This is a genomic window from Pseudomonas sp. IT-P253 (assembly GCF_949768125.1).
Taxonomy (GTDB): domain Bacteria; phylum Pseudomonadota; class Gammaproteobacteria; order Pseudomonadales; family Pseudomonadaceae; genus Aquipseudomonas.
Map to the genome: position 1 here is coordinate 100,143 of NZ_CATKPT010000007.1, position 19,031 is coordinate 119,173.

Sequence of the window (19,031 nt, forward strand, 5' to 3'; positions counted from 1 at the left end):
GCGAAGGCATCTGCACGACCTCCACAGCCGTCGGTGCGAAGCCAACGCCACTACCTAACAGATGCAAAAAAGGGCGAACCCATTAAGGTTCGCCCTTTTTGCATTGAACTAGATCACAGCTTGGCTTGCAGAAGAGCCTCAAGCTTTTCCTGGTCACGGGCAAACTGACGAATGCCTTCAGCCAGTTTCTCGGTTGCCATGGCATCCTCGTTGGACAACCAACGGAATTGCGCTTCATTCAGGCTCAAGCGTGCTTCACCCGCATGCCCCGGCGCCAATTTGCGCTCCAGTTTGCCAGTATCGGCCGCCAGCTTGTCGATCAAGTCTGGGCTGATGGTCAGGCGGTCACAGCCGGCCAGTTGCTCGATCTGGTTCAGGTTACGGAAACTTGCGCCCATCACCACGGTTTTGTAGTCATTGGCTTTGTAGTAATTGTAGATACGGGTCACCGATTGCACGCCCGGATCATCTGCTCCGGTGTAGTCGTTGCCGTTGGCTTTCTTGTACCAGTCGTAGATACGGCCCACGAACGGCGAAATCAGGAACACGCCCGCATCGGCACACGCGGCGGCCTGAGCGAACGAGAACAGCAGCGTGAGGTTGGTCTGGATGCCTTCCTTTTCCAGAATCTCGGCAGCGCGGATGCCTTCCCAAGTGGACGCGATCTTGATCAGTACACGGTCGCGGCCAATGCCGGCCTTGTCGTACAGATCGATCAGACGGTGCGCGCGCTTCAAGACGGCATCAGTGTCAAACGACAGCCGCGCATCCACTTCAGTGGAAATACGGCCAGGAATGACCTTCAGGATTTCTTGCCCTACCGCAATGCCAAAACGGTCGCTGGCCAGGCCCACATCGCCCTTGCAGTCCTTGATGCAAGTGTTCAGCAACTCGGCATAACCGGGAATGGCCGCCGCTTTGAGCAGCAGGGAAGGGTTGGTCGTAGCGTCCACGGGTTTAACGCGAGCGATAGCTTCGAAGTCGCCGGTGTCGGCAACGACGGTGGTGATCTGTTTGAGTTGTTCCAGCTTGGAAGTCATGGGCGTGCTCTGTCCTATGGGTCTGATGACATTACCCGAGCGCTGACAGCCACTCAAGGGCACGTAGGTGTATCGATGGCCTCAGCGGCAACAACCTGAAAACGGCTGTTTGAATGGCGAGGCGTGGTGTCGATAAATACGATGCCAAAATGCGGCACAGGTTCAATTCGACTGACAGGCAGGCCTGTATGAGCGAGCTTGCTCGCGATGGCACATCAGCGACGTTGATGTCGACTGACACACCATCGCGAGCAAGCTCGCTCCTACAGGAGAATGATCCCAAACACTACACGCGGAACTGATCCATTAGGCTCTGCTGCTGATTGGCCAGGCTGTTGAGCGATTGGCTCACCCGGGCAGACTCATTGGCCTGACCCGAGAGCGACTCGGTCACATCCCGGATGGTCGCCACGTTGTTGTTGATCTCCTCGGCCACTGCGCTTTGCTCCTCGGCGGCACTGGCGATCTGCAGGTTCATATCGCTGATCACCGTCACCGCGTCGCCTATCTGACGTAGCGCCGTCACGGCCTGGCTGACCTGCTCGACACTGCCCTGAGCCTGGCGATGGCTGTTGTTCATCGAGCCCACCACCTCCTGCGTGCCACTCTGCAACTGCTCAATCACCAGGCGGGTTTCTTCGACCGACTCCTGGGTCCGACGCGCCAGGTTGCGTACTTCATCGGCCACCACGGCAAAACCGCGTCCGGCCTCACCCGCGCGGGCCGCCTCGATCGCGGCGTTGAGCGCCAGCAGGTTGGTCTGCTCGGCGATGGCGCGAATCACTTCCAGCACCGAACCGATTTTCTCGCTGTTGGCCGCCAGCCCTTCGACTTGCACCATCGCCGCGCTCATGTCGGCGGCGAGGTTGTCGATGCTGGTGGTGGTCTGATCGATCACGGTCAGGCCACGACGGGTGGCGTGGTCGGCATCCCGTGCCGCGTGGGCGGCTTGCGCGGCACTGCGGGCGACGTCCTGGGCGGTGGCGCTCATTTCGTGAGACGCAGTCGCGACCTGGTCTACCTGGCGGTATTGCTGCTCCATGCCGGCGCTGGTCTGGGTGGCGATGGCGGAGGATTGATCCGCCGTGCTGCGAGCGTCCTGCACCGAGCGTTTGACCTCGGCGATGATCGGTTGCAGCTTGTCGAGGAAGCGGTTGAACCAACCGGCCAACTGGCCCAGTTCGTCCTTCTTGTCGTAGGCCAGGCGGCGCGTCAGGTCGCCTTCGCCGCTCGCAATGTCTTCCAGCATGTGCGCCACGCCAAGGATCGGCTTGGTGACGCTGCGCGCCATCAGCCACACCAGCAACAGGCCGATCAACGCGGCCAGCGCGCCCAGTCCGAGTTCTACGAGTGTGCCGGCCGTGTTGCTGTCATCGAGTTGTTTTTTCAGCGCTTCGGCTGGGCCGATCAGGATTTTTTCCGGCACATCGAGCAGCACGCCCCACGATTTGCCGCCAGGAATCGGCTGGAACGGCGACAGCACTTTTAATTGCTGATTGCTGCGCAGGCTTTGGGTGTGGGTACTGGAAGCGAGCATGCGGATCAGCTCGGCACCGCTGGTTTTGTCCACCGCCTCCAGGCGCTGACTGAGTTTGCTGGCGTCCGGGCTGTAACCGGCGAGCAAACCGGCCGGGCTGATGATGCTGACGTTGGTCTGGCCGTCATAAAGCTTCTTGCTGGCGCCCTGGCTGAGCGCTTGCAGGCTGTTGAGGTTGATATCCACCGACAGTGAAGCGATGACCTTGCCGTTGACCAACAGTGGGAAAACGATGCTGGTCATCAGCACGTTTTGGCCGTCGATCATGTAGAAGTAGGGTTCGATCACACACGGCTTGAGTGTGGTGCGCGGGCAGATGAACCAGGCGTTGGCCGCTTCGCCGCTGGGGCCGCTGCTGGTGTCGGCCAGGTCTTTTTCCGGCAGGGCCATGGAGGTGACCTTGCCCGGCGTCGGCTGTGACCAATACAGGGCAAATCGGCCTTTGTCGTTGCTGCCCAGCTCCGCTTGGCCGGCGAACAGGTCGTCTTTGCCGTCCAGTGCATTGGCTTCGAACACCAGGGACAGGCCGAGCAGTTCCGGGTTGGCTTGCAGGGCTGACTTGACCTGACGCGTCATGTCTTCACGCAGGTCAAAGGCATCGAGAAAACGTTTCTCGGCCTGTTCCCTCAGGAATAGCACCTGACGGGAAAAGCCGTGACCATATTGATAGGCATCCATAAACTGCTGGCGTATGTTCAATGCCTGGTTTTCGCCCTGGGATTCAATCCGGGCCTGGGCAGCTTCGTTGAGCATCTCCATGCTTGAGGCTTTCACGAGCGCGGAGCTGTGCTCCATGCGATACAGCGAAAGACCCACCAGCAGGGTCACGACACCGGCCAGGCAAAGCCCGGCCAGCAGGGTGATCTTCCATTGAATGGAAAGTTGTCTGAGCGACATGGAGACGTCCTTATTCGATATATATCTGAGACTTTGCACTGTAGCGGCCGTGATTCGGCTTTCTTGATGGTCCCGGACGAATAACCACCGCGCCCCTGTAGGAGCGAGCTCGCTCGCGAAGGACGTCAACGATAACGCGCTCCTCCTGAATAAACCCGTTGCTCTTAAGTCCTTCGCGAGCGAGCTCGCTCCTACAGGGGGCAGGGTGCCTTACTGACTCAACTTTTGGTTTTGTGTGCCGTTAAAGCCTTTAACCACGCCAATAAAATCAAAAGAGTGAACGTCATGCGCATGAGCCTGAAGGCCAAAGTCCTGTCCCTTGCCGTTCTCCCGGTGTTGCTCTTTGCGCTGGTCATCAGCCTGGCCACGTTGTTCATTCTTCAGGAACAGGCTCACAAGGAGGTCGAGGAAACGCGCCAGCGTCTGCTCAGCGATGCCAAGGCGACCCTGCAAAGTTACGTTGCCGTGGCCATGACCATGATCAAACCGCTCTACGACGCCGCCGCTCCCGGCGATGACGCGGCACGGGCCCAGGTGATCAAGTTGCTGTCGAGTATCACCTACGGCAAGGAAGGCTACTTCTTCGGGTACGACTCCAACACCGTGCGCCTGTTCAAGGCCAACAGCCCCGAAGGCGTGGGCCAGAGCTTCAAGGACAACCGCGATCCGAACGGTGTCTACGTCAATCGCGACCTGGTGAAAGTCGCGAAGGACGGCACTCATTACCTGCAATACAGTTCGCCCTTGCCCGGCAACAGCCAGGTGCTGGTGCCCAAACTGGGTTACACCGAATACCTGTCGAAGTGGGACATGGCGATCGGTACGTCGGTGAACCTCGACGGTATCGAGGCGCAAGTCGCGCTGGTTGAGGCCAAGGTGCAGGAGCGGATGGAAGGCGTGGTGTTAACCATTGCCGGCCTCGCGGCCGTGATGTTGCTGGTGATCGCCGCTGTCGGGATGCTGCTGGCCAACACCATTCTGCGTCCGCTGAACCAGATGAAAGCCAACCTTGACGACATCGCGGCGGGCGAGGGCGACCTGACCCGGCGCTTGACCATCACCCGTCAGGACGAACTCGGCGAACTGGCCGGCTCGTTCAACCGTTTCGTCGACAAGATCCATGGCCTGGTGCGCCAGATTACTGAAATGACGTCGCAACTGACCGGGCTGGTCAATCAGGTCTCTGATCAGGCCCAGCGTTCGGATCAGGCGATGGAGCGTCAGCGTCACGAAACCGATCAGGTCGCTACGGCGATCAACGAAATGTCGGCTGCCGCCCAGGAAGTCGCCAAAAGCGCACAAAACGCGGCGGTGGCTGCCCAGCAGACTGACGAAGAAGGTCAGGCGGCCAAGCGTGTGGTCGCGGGCAGCATTGTGAAGATTCATGCGCTGGTGGATGACATTCGCAGCAGCGGCCTGTCCCTCGACAGCCTGCAAAAAGACGTGTCGTCGATTGTCAGCGTGCTGGGCGTGATCCGCTCGATTGCCGATCAGACCAACCTCCTGGCGCTCAACGCTGCCATCGAAGCGGCCCGGGCCGGTGAGGCCGGCCGGGGGTTTGCCGTGGTGGCGGATGAGGTCCGTGCGCTGGCCAGTCGCACACAAATCAGTACCCAGGAAATCCAGGGCATGATCGACCGTTTGCAGGCCGGTACTCAATCGGCAGTGGAGGCCATGCGTCGATCCAGCGAGGCCGGCGATGGCACTTCGGCCCAAGCCAACGAGGCGGGCGCCTCGCTCGATACCATGGCTCAGTTGATCGCCACCATTAACTCGATGAACGCCCAGATTGCCAGCGCCGCCGAAGAGCAGACTGCCGTGGCCGAGGAGATCAATCGCAGCGTGCATCAGATTGCCGTGGCGGTGGACAGCGTCGCCGACGAAACCCAGCTTGGCGCCCAAACCTCCCGCAGCCTCGCCGAACTCGGTCAGCGCCTGGGCCAACTGGTCGGACAGTTCCGTATCTGACCCACAACCATCCTTTGTAGCAGCCTGCGTCCGGCTGCGCAGCAGTCGTAAAACCTGCGATCGCGGTTCGCCAGATACACCGCGTTGGCTGATTTTACGACTGCTGCGCAGCCGGACGCAGGCTGCGCCAGCTGCTACAGGTTGCGTTGATGTGATGGCCTGTTCCAGTACCGCACTGCGCCAAAGCATTCCACATAGAAATCAATCACCGTCCTTACCTTCACCGACGACCGTCGGCTGTCGGGCCAGAGCACGGCGATTTGTTGCGGCTCAAGGCGGCGATCTTTTCAGGGCGGGCACGCGTAGAATTGTGACCTGAATCAGATCGTGAGGTTGCAGTGGTGGATTTACAGCGGGGCTTCGTCCTGACCCGGCATTGGCGCGATACCCCGGCCGGCACGGAAGTCGAGTTCTGGCTGGCGACCGATAGCGGTCCCCAGCGAATCCGCCTGCCTTATCAACCGTCCGTGGCGTTTATTCCGGCGGCTCAACGTGAGCACGCTGAACAGGTGTTGCACGGCGAAAAAAACCTCGAGCTGCGGCCTTTGGCGTTGCTGGATTTCGAGCACCGCCCGGTGCTCGGTCTGTATTGCCAGCAGCACGGTCAGTTGATGCGACTGGAAACCGCACTGCGCAAGTCCGGCGTTGAGATGTTCGAATCCGATGTTCGCCCGCCCGAGCGCTACATGATGGAGCGATTCATCACAGCGCCGGTCCTCTTCGGTGGCACACCGAGTGCCGAGGGGCTGCTGCTCGACGCGCAGATGAAACCCGACCCCGACTATCGCCCGACGTTAAAGCTGGTCTCCCTGGACATCGAAACCACCGCTCAGGGCGAGTTGTATTCGATTGCGCTGGAAGGCTGCGGTGAGCGTCAGGTCTACATGCTCGGCCCGCCCAATGGCGATGATTCTTGTGTGGATTTCCAGCTCGAGTATTGCGACTCCCGAACCCTGCTGCTGAAAAAACTCAACGAATGGTTTGCCCGGCATGACCCCGACGCGATCATCGGCTGGAACCTCGTGCAGTTCGATTTGCGGGTACTGCACGAACATGCCCGACGCTTGGCGGTGCCGCTAAAGCTTGGGCGTGGCGGCGAAGAAATGCAGTGGCGTGAACACGGCAGCCGCAACCATTACTTCGCCTCGGCCGCTGGCCGATTGATCATCGACGGTATCGAGTCCCTGCGCTCGGCGACCTGGAGCTTCCCCTCGTTCAGCCTGGAAAATGTCGCGCAGACCCTGCTCGGCGAGGGCAAGGCGATCAGCACGCCGTACCAGCGTATGGATGAAATCAATCGCATGTTCGCCGAGGACAAGCCGGCGCTGGCCAAGTACAACCTCAAGGATTGCGAACTGGTCACGCGGATCTTTGCCAAGACCCAGTTGCTGACATTTCTGCTGGAGCGCGCCAGTGTCACCGGTCTGCCGGCCGATCGCAGCGGCGGTTCGGTGGCGGCGTTCACGCACCTCTACATGCCGCTCATGCACCGGCAAGGCTTCGTCGCGCCCAATCTCGGCGGCCGACCACCTCAGGCCAGCCCCGGTGGTTTTGTCATGGACTCGCAACCGGGGCTTTACGAATCGGTGCTGGTGCTCGACTACAAAAGCCTTTATCCGTCGATTATCCGCACCTTCCTGATCGATCCGGTGGGGCTGATCGAGGGACTCAAGCATCCCGACGACAGCGAGTCGGTGCCCGGATTCCGTGGCGCGCGTTTTTCCAGGACCCGGCATTGCCTGCCCGCCATCGTGGCCCGCGTCGCACAAGGTCGCGAAACCGCCAAGCGCGAACACAACGCACCGCTGTCCCAAACGCTAAAGATCATCATGAACGCCTTCTACGGCGTGCTCGGCTCCAGCGGCTGCCGCTTCTTCGATACACGCCTGGCGTCGTCCATTACCTTGCGTGGCCACGAGATCATGCTGCGCACCCGCCAGCTGATCGAAGCCCAAGGCCACACCGTGATCTACGGCGACACCGACTCGACCTTCGTCTGGTTGCGCCGCGCCCACGGCCAGGAAGATGCGGCGAAGATTGGCCTCGCGCTGGTGGACCACGTCAATCAATGGTGGCGCGAGCATGTACGGCAGGAATATGGGCTGGAAAGTGCCCTGGAATTGCAGTTCGAAACCCACTACAAACGCTTTCTGATGCCGACTATTCGAGGGGCGGAGGAGGGCAGCAAGAAGCGCTATGCCGGGCTCGTCACTCGCGCCGACGGCACCGATGAAATGGTCTACAAGGGGCTGGAAACCGTGCGCACCGACTGGTCGCCGCTGGCCCGGCAATTTCAGCAGGAGCTGTATTCGCGGATTTTCCATCGCAAGCCCTATCAGGATTACGTGCGCGACTACGTGCGTAAAACCCTGGCCGGTGAATTCGATGACCGTCTGATCTACCGCAAGCGTCTGCGCCGCACCCTTGATGACTATCAGCGCAATGTGCCGCCGCACGTGCGAGCGGCGCGCATTGCCGACGACTACAACGATCAGCGGGGGCGGCCGCGGCAATACCAGAACGGTGGCTGGATCAGTTACGTGATCACCGTCGCCGGTCCCGAGCCGCTGGAAATCCGCAGTGCGCCCATCGACTACGACCATTACGTCACACGGCAGCTACAACCGGTAGCGGACGCCATACTGCCGTTCGTGGATGACGACTTTTCAACGTTGATCGGTGGGCAGTTGGGCCTGTTTTGAGTCCAGCAGTGAGAGCGTCCAGTCATCCGGTATGCCGTGAAAGTAGCGCTTTAGCGACTGGTGAAACAGGCTGTCTTCGGGGGCGAACTGGGCGAACAGCGTCATCGATGAGTGAAACTTGAGGTCATCGGGATGACCAAAAATCTCGACAATCGAGCGTTGCTGGACGTTCAGCACTAATTGCGTGCACATCCGCAAGCGTGAGCCCAGCAGTGGATGAGCCAGGTACGCCGCCGCTTCCTGTCCGGAAGTAATGGCGAAATGACGGGACATTTCACTGCCGCCGAGGCCGGCAATCTGCGGAAAAACGAACCACATCCAATGCCGGCGTTTCTTGCCGGCGCTCAGCTCTTCTTGAACCCGCTCGAACACCGGCGCCTGGGCCTGGACAAAACGTTGCAGATTAAAGGTATCCAACTGATCAGTGCTTCTCATGCAGAAGCCCTCTGATGAAACCGCGATGGCTTAGACCATGGCCAACCGCTGTTTGCGTTGTGGCGCGCGAAACGCGTGGTCCAGCGCCTCCAGATCCCCTGCTTCAAGCTGCAATTGCGCCGCTTGCGCATTGAGCTGTACATGTTCAGGCCGGACCGCTTTGGGGATGGCGATCACCACGTCCTGACGCAGAATCCATGCCAGCGCTACCTGGGCCGGTGTTACCCCGTGACGGTCAGCCACCTGATGGAGTGTGGAATTGACCAACATATGTCCACCCTGGCTGATCGGGCAGTAGGCCATGATTGGAAGCTGATGCTGTTGGCACCAGGGCAGCAGATCGAATTCAATGCCGCGCTCTTCTAAATTGTAGAGCACCTGATTGGTGGCACAGGTCAGCGAGGCCAATTCCTGCAAGTCATCCACGTCAAAATTGGACACGCCCCACCGACCGATTTTGCCGGCGTCGCGCAAGCGCTCGAAAGCCTCGACGGTTTCCTCCAAGGGATACTCGCCACGCCAGTGCAACAAATACAAATCGATGTAATCGGTATTCAGACGCTGCAGGCTGCGTTCGCACGCCTGAGGGATGCCTGTGCGGCTGGCGTTGTGCGGGTAGACCTTGCTGACAAGAAAAACGTCGTCGCGCTGGCCGGCGATGGCTTCGCCCACCACCTCCTCGGCACCACCTTCGGCGTACATTTCAGCGGTATCGATCAGGGTCATGCCCAGCTCGATGCCCAGGCGTAGCGCGGCAACTTCCTGGGTGCGTCGGGTGTGATCCTCACCCATGCGCCAGGTGCCTTGGCCGATGACCGGTACGTAGACGCCGGCCAGTTTGAGGGTTCGCATGAAAACCTCCTTATTTTGAATCGATGAATGCTCTCCAGTTGGCAGCAGAATAACCCCTGGGTTCCCTCGAGATGTAGCAGCTGCCGAGCCTGCGAGGCTGCGTTCGAGCCGGGGTCGCGCTCGACCAAGGTCCTCGCAGACTCTGCATACGCGGTTTGCTAGAAACTCCGCGGAGCTTGATTTTACGACTGCTGTGCAGTCGGTCGCGGCCTCGCAGGCTCGGCAGCTGCTACGGGATTGCGTTGGGCCGGGATCTGCTTACGGACCATCGGCACTGCACTTTTTCAGGATTCACCGCTCTACCCTTGGCCTGCCTGCGGCGATCCCCTCTTCAGGCCCATGCCAAGTTCAAGTGCCCATGGCTCGAGTTTTACCCCTCATCGCCCCGCCAATCCGTCGCCATTGCCTGGTGCTGGCCTGCGTGTCGATGCTTTTTGCCAGCGGTTGCAGCCAGCAGCAAGGCCGGGACATCGTCACTCAGTTTGGCGAAGGCAAACCTCAGGAGTTTCTCCAGACCAGCGTTGATCGCATGGCGACACTGACGATGCGCGACAACCTCGATAGCCTCTACTTGCTGATGAGCAAGCTTTACCTGCGCAACCCCGACGAGCTGAAAAAATCCGGCTTCCTCGATGCCCGCATCGCTGGAAAGCAAGTGCGCATGGCTATCGAGCTGCAACAGCCGCTCCCGACCCTGGGCGATAAAAAAGACCTCGCGGCGTTGAGATATGCCATGAGTCCGCAATTCCTCGGTGATCGCGTCGGTGCCTTTATCTATGCCATCGGCAGCATGTTAGTCACGGCCCATGGCAATCGGCTGGAGTTCTACATGACGGACGCCATCAACCCGGCGTTCGTCAGCAACGCCGCGCGTAACATCGAGATAGCCACCTGGATATTGAGCCAACGGCAAAACAAGAACGGCGAACCGTTGCTGTTCTCGAATGAAATCTCGGAGGAGGGCAGCAACCTGAGTTTTGCCGTGGAGTTCGGCAAGATCGTTGCGCGGTTGGATTTGCTGACACAGATGCTCGACGAGCGTTACCGGCGAATCGCTTTGAATTACGCGCAGAGCTTGGTGTTCCTCAATTTCCTGCCGGTGCAGTGAACCCCTTGTAGGAGCGAGCTTGCTCCGGGCGGCGTTCCGACGAAGGAGTGTCAGCTGCAGTGATGTCGCCAGACACTCCATCGCGAGCGAGCTCGCTCCTACAAAAAAGTTGTGTGTTTCGGGAATAACTATAGTCCGCATCGATATAACTGGTTATAAGAAAAATCGCTATGCTGCGAGCCAGATTTTTCATGCGTTTTTTATGGGCGTGTTAATGGATTTCGTTAACTTCGGGTTGGTGATTGCAGGGTTGGTGGTCGGCTTTATCGTCGGCATGACCGGCGTGGGCGGTGGTTCGTTGATGACCCCGATCCTGTTGTGGTTCGGGATCAACCCGGCCACGGCTGTGGGCACCGACCTGCTGTACGCGGCGATTACCAAATCCAGCGGAGTGCTGGCTCATCGAAAGAACCAGAACATCGACTGGGCAATCACTGGTTGGCTGACCCTCGGCAGCGTGCCGGCGGTGGCGATGACCTTGTGGTTTCTGAGCACGCTGCACACATCACCCGATGCCATGAACGCTGTCATCAAACAGGCATTGGGCTTTGTGTTGTTCGTCACGGCCTTGGCGATTCTCTTCAAGAAACGCTTGCTCGATTTCGCTCACAAACGTGCAGGCGGCAACTACAACCCCAGCGGCACGCGGCTGCATGCGATGACCGTTATCACGGGCCTGGTCCTTGGCACCATGGTTGCGTTGACGTCCATCGGTGCTGGCGCCCTCGGCACCGTGGCGCTGTTTATTCTGTATCCGTTACTGCCGACCCGGCGCCTTGTCGGGACTGAAATCGCCCATGCCGTGCCGCTGACCCTGGTCGCCGGCCTGGGTCATGCGAGCATGGGCAATATGGATTGGCATGTACTGGGCTTTTTGCTGATCGGTTCATTGCCCGGGATTTGGCTGGGCAGCCATTTGACCGGGCGCATTTCCGATGAAGTGCTGCGTCCTTGCCTGGCGACGATGCTGGTGATGATCGGCTACAAACTGGTGTTCTGATCCCGCATCAGGCGTCAGCTGCCCGAGCTCAGGCTCGGGTCAGAATCTCCAGTAGATGCCCGTCCGGGTCATCGAAATACACCCGCCGGCCCCCACCATAATCATTGATCTCATTCAGCCGTTGCTTGCCGGGATCGGCCCACCAGGGTTGCTTGCGCGCTTGCAGTCGCGCGAAAGCTGCGTCGAAATCATCGTCTCCGATCAAAAACGCATAGTGCTGGGAGGCGATGGGCGGGTCATTGTCGTAGAAGTCCAGCGAGACGCCGTTGTCGAACTTGACGATCAGCATCGGGCCGAAAGGTTGGGGGGCAGGCAGGCCAAGTATATCGGCGAGAAAAGCGGCCGAGATTCGCTTGTCGCGGCACCAGACGATGGTGTGGTTCAGCTGAGCGCTCATGCACAGGTCCTCACGACGGTTCAGGTGGCAAGTATCGAACCTTGAGATTAGCTCAGCCTGTTGCGCAATGACCGCCCTGACCTAAGCTTGGGGCAAGGCGGAACACAATTGCGGTGCGTCACCCGGAACGATCGCCGCGATGCGCAATCATTAGAGCGTGGATATCAAAAGGAGATGCGCATGCTCATCAGGTCATTGACCCTGGTAACCCTGCTGGCTTTAGCCGGCCCCCTGTTCGCCGCCGATGACGGCTCACCTCTGGATATGGATAAGGGCAGATCCCGGCCGTTGATTGTCATCGCACCAAGCACAGTCGACCCGACGTGGGTCAGCCTGAAAAAATCGCTGGAGGAGCCGGCGAACAAGCAGGGTTTCGCCGAGCGAAATATGGTCCTGTATACCGTACTCAACTTGATGGGCCAGCGCGAAGGCAAAGACCTGGGACCCCAAGACACGGCGGCGTTGATCCGTGCGCTCAAGCTGGGAGCGGGGGCAAAGACCAAGGTCATTCTGGTCGGCAAGGACGGCGAAAAGAAACTCGAGCAATCGGATGCGGTTGATCTGAAGGCAATTTTCGCCGCGATCGACCAGTTGCCGGCCACCGAGAAAGAAGCTGTGGCGCCGCCACCACCAGCGGCTGCTGAAGCCGAACCGGTCAAGGGGGCCAAGGGTACAAAGAAAGGGAAACCGGGCAAACCCACCAAGCCACCAGAAATGCCGGATGATTGAACGCGAACCCTTGTAGCAGTTGCCGAAGGCTGCTCAATGTCGCTGCCCTCGGTGTATCCCCCTTCGACGAACACGCTGTGCTTGTCAGCCGCCGTCACTGTGCTGTCACCGGCTATCCACAGCTTCCACATCGAAATGCTATCCGAGCCTGCGAGGCTGCGTTCGGCTGCGCAGCAGTCGTAAACCCTGCACGCACGGTTTCCCTGAAATACCGCATCGACTGAATTCACGACTGCTGCGCAGCCGAACGCAGCCTCGCAGGCTCGGCAGCTGCTACGGGGGGGCGTTGTTCTGTATTACTGGGTCAATTCGCTCAATATCGCATGGGCGATTTTGACCCGTTCCGGGTTCGGGTAGTTTTTATTGGCCAGGATCACGATGCCGATGTCTTTCGACGGCACGTACGCCACGTATGCCCCGAAGCCACCCGTTGAGCCGGTTTTGTTGAACAGCACATGCTCCTGTTGAGGTTGCGCTGGGTTCAGCCACTGGACTTCATGGGCCTCCATGGTCATCTGCGACGAGTTACCGGCCAGCAATCGGTCAAGCGTGATCGGGTAGTTGTAGGACTCCCAGCCTAATCCCTGTGTCATGTCGCCGACCGTGTAGTAGCCGGTGTGAGTCGTGGCGATGGCCTGCTGCAGCGGCGGTTCCAGCGCCGTCGGTTTCATGTTCGCCTCAACATAACGAATCATGTCCGCAGCATTGGTTTTCACGCCATACGCCTCCGAATCCAGCGCACCCGGCTCCACCCGTACGGGCTTGTCGTCCTTGTTGTATCCCTGAGCGTAAAGCTCCATTTGAGCCAGCGGCACTTTGAAGTAGGTGTGCTTCAGCCCGAGTTTGGGCAGCAAGGTTTTTTCCATCAGGTCATCAAAGGGCACCCCCATGCTTTTGGCGGCCAGATAACCGAACAGCCCAAGGCTGGGGTTCGAATACTGGCGATGGGTACCCGCGGCATACGTCGGTTTCCACTGTTTGAAATAACCCAGCATTTTGTCCTGATGATCCGACGCGTCAGGGAATTGAAGCGGCAGGCCACCGGCGGAGTAAGTGCCGAGTTGCAGTACGCTAATGTTGTCGAATGCACTGCCGCGCAAAGCGGGCAGGACCTGACTGGCTTTATCGGACAGGGACAGTTTGCCGTTGGCCTGGGCGTAAGCGGCGAGGGTGGCGGTGAAGGTTTTGCTCACCGAACCAATCTCGAACAGGGTGTCTTCGGTGACGGCTTTGCCGTTTTCCTTTGAGGCCACGCCGTAGTTAAAGTAATGCTGCTTGCCGTTGAGGGTGATCGCGACTGCGATGCCAGGAATGTGCTGTTGCTGCATGACCGGTACGACAGCGGCGTTAACAGCCGCTTCGATCTGGCCGTCAGTCTGATTCCCGGCAACGCAGTAACCTGCGCCAAGGAACAGTCCGATAGCACTGTAGGATAAGACCTTGCTGAGTTTAAAGTTGTACATGATTGAGCCGCTGTCCATGAAGTTTGTTGGTTTAACCCGCTACACTCCGAACGGATTTTAAATCGGGCCGTCGATGAGCGAGCCAAATCTATTCACTCTGTCGGTCATCGACAATCAACGATATGTCGGATGAGCCATTAGAAAAATTTGGGAATGAGCATGATCCGGCCTCAATTACCGCTCAACGCACTTCGCGCCTTCGAGGCCTCTGCACGGCATTTGAGTTTCACACGGGCGGCGGTGGAGTTGTGCGTCACGCAGGCAGCCGTGAGTCATCAGGTCAAAAGCCTTGAAGCCCAGCTCAACGTAGCACTGTTCAAGCGCTTGCCCCGCGGGTTGATGCTGACCAGCGAAGGGGAGACCTTGTTGCCGGTATTGCGCGAGTCCTTCGACCGAATCGCTGAAACCCTGGAGCGTTTCGAAGGTGGGCACTTTCGCGAAGTGCTGACGGTGGGCGCGGTCGGGACGTTTGCAGTGGGCTGGTTGTTACCGCGATTGGCAGACTTCCAGGCGAAACATCCGTTCATAGATTTACGCCTCTCGACCAACAACAACCGGGTGGACGTAGCGGCTGAAGGGCTGGATTACGCCATTCGGTTTGGTGCGGGGGCGTGGCACGGGATTGAGGCGGTGCGGTTGATCGAGGCGCCATTGTCGGTGCTGTGCGTTCCCGAGATTGCCCGGCAACTACAAACGCCTGCCGATCTGTTGCAGCAAACGCTGCTGCGCTCCTATCGCACGGACGAATGGCCCGAATGGTTTCAGGCGACCGGCCTTCCTGCCCATGCCGCACCACCCCGGAGCGTTGTCTTCGATTCATCGCTGGCAATGATGGAGGCGGCGCTGCAAGGAGCAGGCGTGGCATTGGCACCACCGCTAATGTTTGCCCGGCAATTGGCGGCGGGTGCAATTGAGCAGCCATTCGCCATCGGCATCACCACCGGCAGCTACTGGCTGACCCGCTTGCAGTCGCGGCCCGAAACGTCGGCCATGGCCGCGTTCAAGGGCTGGTTGCTGCGTGCGGCACAAGTGAATTAACGAATGCCACCTTGTGGGAGCGAGCCTGCTCGCTCCCACAAGGTTTACGGTGTTCCGGCTGATTAGCGCACCAGGCACGGCCGCTTGTTATCGAACGTCCACCCCGGAATCAAAAACTGCATTGCCACACTGTCATCCCGCGCACCCAATCCCATGCCTTTGTACAGTTCATGGGCCTTGGCCAGCTGATCCATATCCAGATCCACACCCAGCCCAGGTTTTTTCGGCACTTGCACACAGCCATCGACGATTTGCAGCGGGGCCTTGGTCAGGCGCTGGCCGTCCTGCCAGATCCAGTGCGTGTCGATGGCGGTTATTTCACCCGGCGCGGCCGCCGCGACGTGGGTGAACATCGCCAGGGAGATATCGAAGTGGTTGTTGGAATGCGAGCCCCAGGTCAGGCCCCACTCATGGCACATCTGCGCCACCCGAACCGATCCCTGCATGGTCCAGAAATGCGGGTCGGCCAAAGGAATGTCCACCGATTGCAACTGTATCGCGTGGCCCAATTCCCGCCAGTCGGTGGCGACCATGTTGGTGGCGGTTTTCAGGCCCGTGGCGCGGCGGAATTCAGCCATGACTTCCCGGCCCGAGTAACCGTTTTCCGCACCGCAAGGGTCTTCGGCGTAGGCCAGCACATGATGTTGATCCCGGCACAAGCGAATCGCTTCTTTCAGCGACCACGCGCCATTCGGATCGAGGGTGATGCGCGCGTCCGGGAAGCGTTCGGCCAGGGCGGTCACCGCCTGGATTTCTTCATCGCCACTCAGAACGCCACCCTTGAGTTTGAAGTCCTTGAAACCATAACGAGCGTGAGCGGCTTCGGCGAGACGCACAACAGCGTCGGCGGTCATGGCTTTTTCATGGCGTACGCGGAACCAGTGGTTGTCGGCGTCTGGCTCGCTGCGATAAGCCAGATCGGTTGCTTTGCGATCACCGACATAAAACAGATAGCCGAGCATCTTCACTTCATCGCGTTGCTGGCCTTCGCCGAGCAGGGCGGCGACTGGCACGTCCAGATGCTGACCGAGCAGGTCGAGCAACGCGGCTTCAAGGCCGGTGACTGCGTGGATGGTGATGCGCAGATCGAAGGTCTGCAAACCGCGGCCGCCGGCATCACGGTCGGCGAAGGTCTGGCGCACTTGATTGAGGATCTTCTGATAGGTGCCGATCGGGCTGCCGACCACCAAACTGCGTGCATCTTCCAGGGTCTGGCGAATGCGTTCGCCACCGGGTACTTCACCTACGCCGGTGTGGCCCGCGTTGTCCTTGAGGATCACGATGTTGCGGGTAAAAAACGGACCGTGGGCACCACTCAGATTGAGCAGCATGCCATCGTGACCCGCCACGGGAACCACTTGCATGCTGGTGATGATCGGAGCTTTTGCAGTGTCTTGTGCGTTCATTTTCTTGTCCTTAAAAACCAGGCTCTTGTATGAGTGCTCAGGCGTGGTTGGGCGTTGGTTTGCCCAGTGCTGCGGCAGGTGCAGGTTTAGGTTTGTTGCGTGCGGCGAAGACGATGACCGCGGCGATGATCGAGGTGGCAGCCAGGCCATACAACCCGCCCTGAATCGAACCGGTGTGTTCTTCCAACAGGCCAAACGTGGTTGGCGCCACGAAGCCACCGAGGTTGCCCACCGAGTTGATCAGCGCGATGACGCCAGCGGCGATGCGTGCATCCAGATAGGCCTGGGGGATCGGCCAGAACAGCGATGATGCCGATTTGAAGCCCAGGGCTGCGAAGCAGATCGCAGCGAAGGCGAAGACCGGCCCGCCGGTGGTGGACATGAACATCCCGGCCGCCGCGATCAGCAGGGCGGCAGCAACCCAGGCTTGCTGGTGTTTCCATTTGGCCGACAGCGAAGCGAAGGCGTACATGCCGACGATCGACAGCAACCACGGGATCGAGTTGAACAGCCCGACCTGCATGTCGTTGAGGTCGCCCATCTTCTTGATGATGCTCGGCAGCCAGAAGGTTGCTGCGTAGATGGTCAGCTGGATGAAGAAATAGATCAGGCAGAACAGGATGATCTGACGGTCCTTGAGCAGCTTGCCCAGTGACGGCTTGATCGGCGTCGCGGCTTCGCGGGCCAGTTGTTCGTCATCGATGGCTTTGACCAGTGCGTCCTGTTCGTCGCGGCTGAGCCATTTGGCGTCGTGGGGTTTGGAGTCCAGCCAGAACCAGACAAACACGCACAGGCTCACGGAGAACATGCCTTCTATGAAGTACATCCATTGCCAGCCGTGCAGGCCGAATCCGCTGATTTGCAACAGCAACCCAGACAGCGGGCCGGAGATCAGCGAAGCAATGGCCGAGCCGCTGAGGAAGATCGCAATCGCCTTGCCGCGTTCTACGCCGGGTAACCAGCGAGTGAAGTAATAAATCACTCCGGGAAAGAACCCGGCTTCGGCCACGCCCAGCAGGAATCGCAGGATGTAGAAGTGGGTTTCGTTCTGGATGAAGGCCATGCCGGCGGCCACCAGGCCCCAGGTCAACATGATGCGAGTGAGCCAGATTCGTGCGCCGACTTTTTGCAGGAGGATGTTGGAGGGGACTTCGAACAGCGCGTAACCGATGAAGAACAGACCGGCACCGAGGCCGTAGGCAGCAGCGCCTATCCCTAAGTCATGTTCCATGTGGGCGCGGACGAAGCCGATATTCACACGGTCAATGTAATTGACGATGAACATGATCACGAACAGCGGCAGGACGTGCCGTTTCACTTTTGCGATGGCTGACTGCAAGACCGAATCGGTGCTGTCGTTCATCCCGGATATGGATGTATTCACTACGTTATCTCCCACTGATTATTTTTATGCGGGGTGTAACCGGATGGTGCTTGTTGATAGACATCATACAACTTGATTTTTTCGTCTTGCAAGCACTGATATCCAGATAAAGGGCGATTTATTGGGGTTTTTAGTGTTTTTTGGGCGGGGTGTGGCCTGTGTTATGGCGTCTTAAGTCCTTTTTGTTGAGTGTTGTCATACAAGTTTTGTCGAGGTTTTCTTGAGATTCCAGTCGACCGCAGTGCTACGATCCCGTTAGCCCTGCTTTCGGATGATTGCCATGCAAGAAGACTTTGATGTGCCTGCTCGCAAGCGCACTCACAACCTGGCCCATGACTTGGTCGCCAAACTGACCCAGAGCATTTTGCTCGGCCAGATGTTGCCGGGGGACAAACTGCCGTCGGAGAACACGATTGTTCAGGAACACGGGGTCAGTCGCACCGTGGTGCGCGAGGCAATCTCGAAGTTGCAGGCGTCCGGGTTGGTGGAAACACGCCACGGCATCGGCACCTTTGTGCTGGAGCGCGCACCTGAGCAGGGGCTGCGACTGAATGTCGATACAGCGCTGGGGGTGCGCAGTATTCTGGAGTTGCGCATGGGCCTCGAAACCCAGGCCGCAGCGCTGGCTGCCATCCGGCGTACTGATCATCAATTGGTGCAGATGCGCGAAGCGCTGGACGACTATCAAAGCCTGCTCGCCAACAATGACAGCTGCGTCGAAGCCGACAGGCGTTTTCATCTGCTGATCGCGGAAGCCACCGGCAACGTCTGCTTCACCGAAATCATGCAGCACCTGGGCAGCGCCATGATTCCCCGGACTCGCGTCAATGCCGCCGAACGCGGTGCGACGGATTTGAGCAAGCTCGGACAGCTCGCGAATCTCGAACACGAGGCGATTCTCAACGCCATCAAGCGCCAGGATCCGGATGCAGCGAGGGCCGCGATGTGGCTGCACCTGACGAATAGCCGCGACCGGTTTTCGGCGGGTGCCTGACGACCGTTTGTCTGTTCAATAGCACGGCGGCGAAAGAAGACGTGCCTCCGTCGGAGGAGCCAACCCGGCCAGTGTGCCGGG

The 19,031-nt window shown here is 59.1% G+C and carries 15 protein-coding genes and 2 pseudogenes; 8 read left to right on the forward strand and 9 right to left on the reverse strand.

Translation table 11 applies throughout. The features are described 5' to 3' along the window. Nucleotides 1–113 precede the first annotated feature (113 nt). From tal to ACM6IR_RS04155, 3 genes and pseudogenes are all read right to left on the reverse strand, one after another. Nucleotides 114–1,040: a transaldolase gene (gene tal / locus ACM6IR_RS04145; RefSeq protein ID WP_414906514.1), complete on the reverse strand. Its 927-nt coding sequence runs from the start codon at nucleotides 1,038–1,040 to the stop codon at nucleotides 114–116. Nucleotides 1,041–1,326: 286 nt separating this feature from the next. Continuing rightward, nucleotides 1,327–2,082, reverse strand: coding sequence for a methyl-accepting chemotaxis protein (locus ACM6IR_RS04150; RefSeq protein ID WP_414906530.1), 756 nt, complete (start codon nucleotides 2,080–2,082; stop codon nucleotides 1,327–1,329). A gap of 102 nt (nucleotides 2,083–2,184) precedes the next feature. Then, nucleotides 2,185–3,474, reverse strand: a pseudogene (locus tag ACM6IR_RS04155) (HAMP domain-containing protein); the annotation flags it as partial. Nucleotides 3,475–3,765: 291 nt separating this feature from the next. On the opposite strand from ACM6IR_RS04155, the pseudogene ACM6IR_RS04160 reads away from it, so the two are divergent. The 3 genes and pseudogenes from ACM6IR_RS04160 to ACM6IR_RS04170 all read left to right on the forward strand — a co-directional run. After that, nucleotides 3,766–4,584: pseudogene (locus tag ACM6IR_RS04160) on the forward strand (cache domain-containing protein); the annotation flags it as partial. Between the two features lie 102 nt (nucleotides 4,585–4,686). Continuing rightward, nucleotides 4,687–5,442 (forward strand): methyl-accepting chemotaxis protein, encoded by a 756-nt coding sequence (locus ACM6IR_RS04165; RefSeq protein ID WP_414906531.1) that lies wholly within the window; start codon nucleotides 4,687–4,689, stop codon nucleotides 5,440–5,442. Nucleotides 5,443–5,783: 341 nt separating this feature from the next. After that, nucleotides 5,784–8,144 carry a DNA polymerase II gene (locus ACM6IR_RS04170; RefSeq protein ID WP_414906515.1) on the forward strand — a complete coding sequence of 787 codons (2,361 nt, stop codon included), beginning with the start codon at nucleotides 5,784–5,786 and terminating at the stop codon, nucleotides 8,142–8,144. On the opposite strand, the gene ACM6IR_RS04175 is transcribed toward ACM6IR_RS04170, so the two are convergent. Further along, nucleotides 8,109–8,579 carry a DUF1810 domain-containing protein gene (locus tag ACM6IR_RS04175; protein WP_414906516.1) on the reverse strand — a complete coding sequence of 157 codons (471 nt, stop codon included), beginning with the start codon at nucleotides 8,577–8,579 and terminating at the stop codon, nucleotides 8,109–8,111. The two genes, ACM6IR_RS04170 and ACM6IR_RS04175, sit on opposite strands and share 36 nt — an antisense overlap. Nucleotides 8,580–8,609: 30 nt before the next feature. Further along, complete coding sequence (locus ACM6IR_RS04180; protein WP_414906517.1) at nucleotides 8,610–9,431, reverse strand: aldo/keto reductase; 822 nt, start codon at nucleotides 9,429–9,431, stop codon at nucleotides 8,610–8,612. A 358-nt stretch (nucleotides 9,432–9,789) separates the two neighbouring features. Here ACM6IR_RS04180 and ACM6IR_RS04185 point away from each other — a divergent pair, with 358 nt between their 5' ends. Both ACM6IR_RS04185 and ACM6IR_RS04190 read left to right on the forward strand, forming a co-directional pair. Then, on the forward strand, nucleotides 9,790–10,539 hold the full coding sequence (locus ACM6IR_RS04185; RefSeq protein WP_414906518.1) for a hypothetical protein: 750 nt from the start codon (nucleotides 9,790–9,792) through the stop codon (nucleotides 10,537–10,539). Nucleotides 10,540–10,753: 214 nt separating this feature from the next. Beyond that, a complete protein-coding gene (locus ACM6IR_RS04190) occupies nucleotides 10,754–11,539 on the forward strand; it encodes a sulfite exporter TauE/SafE family protein (RefSeq protein WP_414906519.1) in 786 nt (261 codons plus the stop codon). Between the two features lie 28 nt (nucleotides 11,540–11,567). Here ACM6IR_RS04190 and ACM6IR_RS04195 read toward each other — a convergent pair whose 3' ends face one another. Continuing rightward, entirely contained in the window at nucleotides 11,568–11,936 is a 369-nt protein-coding gene (locus ACM6IR_RS04195; protein ID WP_414906520.1) for a VOC family protein, read from the reverse strand. A 180-nt stretch (nucleotides 11,937–12,116) separates the two neighbouring features. Between ACM6IR_RS04195 and ACM6IR_RS04200 the strand changes: the two genes are divergently transcribed. Beyond that, a complete protein-coding gene (locus tag ACM6IR_RS04200; RefSeq protein WP_414906532.1) occupies nucleotides 12,117–12,665 on the forward strand; it encodes a DUF4174 domain-containing protein in 549 nt (182 codons plus the stop codon). A gap of 296 nt (nucleotides 12,666–12,961) precedes the next feature. Here ACM6IR_RS04200 and ampC read toward each other — a convergent pair whose 3' ends face one another. Beyond that, complete coding sequence (ampC, locus tag ACM6IR_RS04205) at nucleotides 12,962–14,128, reverse strand: class C beta-lactamase (protein WP_414906521.1); 1,167 nt, start codon at nucleotides 14,126–14,128, stop codon at nucleotides 12,962–12,964. Nucleotides 14,129–14,287: 159 nt separating this feature from the next. Here ampC and ACM6IR_RS04210 point away from each other — a divergent pair, with 159 nt between their 5' ends. Continuing rightward, nucleotides 14,288–15,166, forward strand: a complete 879-nt coding sequence (locus ACM6IR_RS04210; RefSeq protein ID WP_414906522.1) for a LysR family transcriptional regulator — start codon at nucleotides 14,288–14,290, stop codon at nucleotides 15,164–15,166. Nucleotides 15,167–15,228: 62 nt separating this feature from the next. On the opposite strand, the gene gudD is transcribed toward ACM6IR_RS04210, so the two are convergent. Continuing rightward, the gene (gudD, locus tag ACM6IR_RS04215; protein WP_414906523.1) at nucleotides 15,229–16,572 is read right to left on the reverse strand and encodes a glucarate dehydratase; all 1,344 of its coding nucleotides are present in this window, start codon (nucleotides 16,570–16,572) and stop codon (nucleotides 15,229–15,231) included. Between the two features lie 37 nt (nucleotides 16,573–16,609). Then, entirely contained in the window at nucleotides 16,610–17,956 is a 1,347-nt protein-coding gene (locus tag ACM6IR_RS04220) for an MFS transporter (RefSeq protein WP_414906524.1), read from the reverse strand. A 280-nt stretch (nucleotides 17,957–18,236) separates the two neighbouring features. On the opposite strand from ACM6IR_RS04220, the gene ACM6IR_RS04225 reads away from it, so the two are divergent. Further along, on the forward strand, nucleotides 18,237–18,950 hold the full coding sequence (locus tag ACM6IR_RS04225; RefSeq protein WP_414906525.1) for a FadR/GntR family transcriptional regulator: 714 nt from the start codon (nucleotides 18,237–18,239) through the stop codon (nucleotides 18,948–18,950). Nucleotides 18,951–19,031 lie beyond the last annotated feature (81 nt).

Coding starts and splice junctions, on each gene's coding strand:
- tal (WP_414906514.1), bottom strand. CDS start 1,040: ATGACTTCCAAGCTGGAACAACTCAAACAGATCACCACCGTCGTTGCC.
- ACM6IR_RS04150 (WP_414906530.1), bottom strand. CDS start 2,082: ATGGAGCAGCAATACCGCCAGGTAGACCAGGTCGCGACTGCGTCTCAC.
- ACM6IR_RS04165 (WP_414906531.1), top strand. CDS start 4,687: ATGGAGCGTCAGCGTCACGAAACCGATCAGGTCGCTACGGCGATCAAC.
- ACM6IR_RS04175 (WP_414906516.1), bottom strand. CDS start 8,579: ATGAGAAGCACTGATCAGTTGGATACCTTTAATCTGCAACGTTTTGTC.
- ACM6IR_RS04180 (WP_414906517.1), bottom strand. CDS start 9,431: ATGCGAACCCTCAAACTGGCCGGCGTCTACGTACCGGTCATCGGCCAA.
- ACM6IR_RS04185 (WP_414906518.1), top strand. CDS start 9,790: ATGGCTCGAGTTTTACCCCTCATCGCCCCGCCAATCCGTCGCCATTGC.
- ACM6IR_RS04190 (WP_414906519.1), top strand. CDS start 10,754: ATGGATTTCGTTAACTTCGGGTTGGTGATTGCAGGGTTGGTGGTCGGC.
- ACM6IR_RS04195 (WP_414906520.1), bottom strand. CDS start 11,936: ATGAGCGCTCAGCTGAACCACACCATCGTCTGGTGCCGCGACAAGCGA.
- ACM6IR_RS04200 (WP_414906532.1), top strand. CDS start 12,117: ATGCTCATCAGGTCATTGACCCTGGTAACCCTGCTGGCTTTAGCCGGC.
- ampC (WP_414906521.1), bottom strand. CDS start 14,128: ATGTACAACTTTAAACTCAGCAAGGTCTTATCCTACAGTGCTATCGGA.
- ACM6IR_RS04210 (WP_414906522.1), top strand. CDS start 14,288: ATGATCCGGCCTCAATTACCGCTCAACGCACTTCGCGCCTTCGAGGCC.
- gudD (WP_414906523.1), bottom strand. CDS start 16,572: ATGAACGCACAAGACACTGCAAAAGCTCCGATCATCACCAGCATGCAA.
- ACM6IR_RS04225 (WP_414906525.1), top strand. CDS start 18,237: ATGCAAGAAGACTTTGATGTGCCTGCTCGCAAGCGCACTCACAACCTG.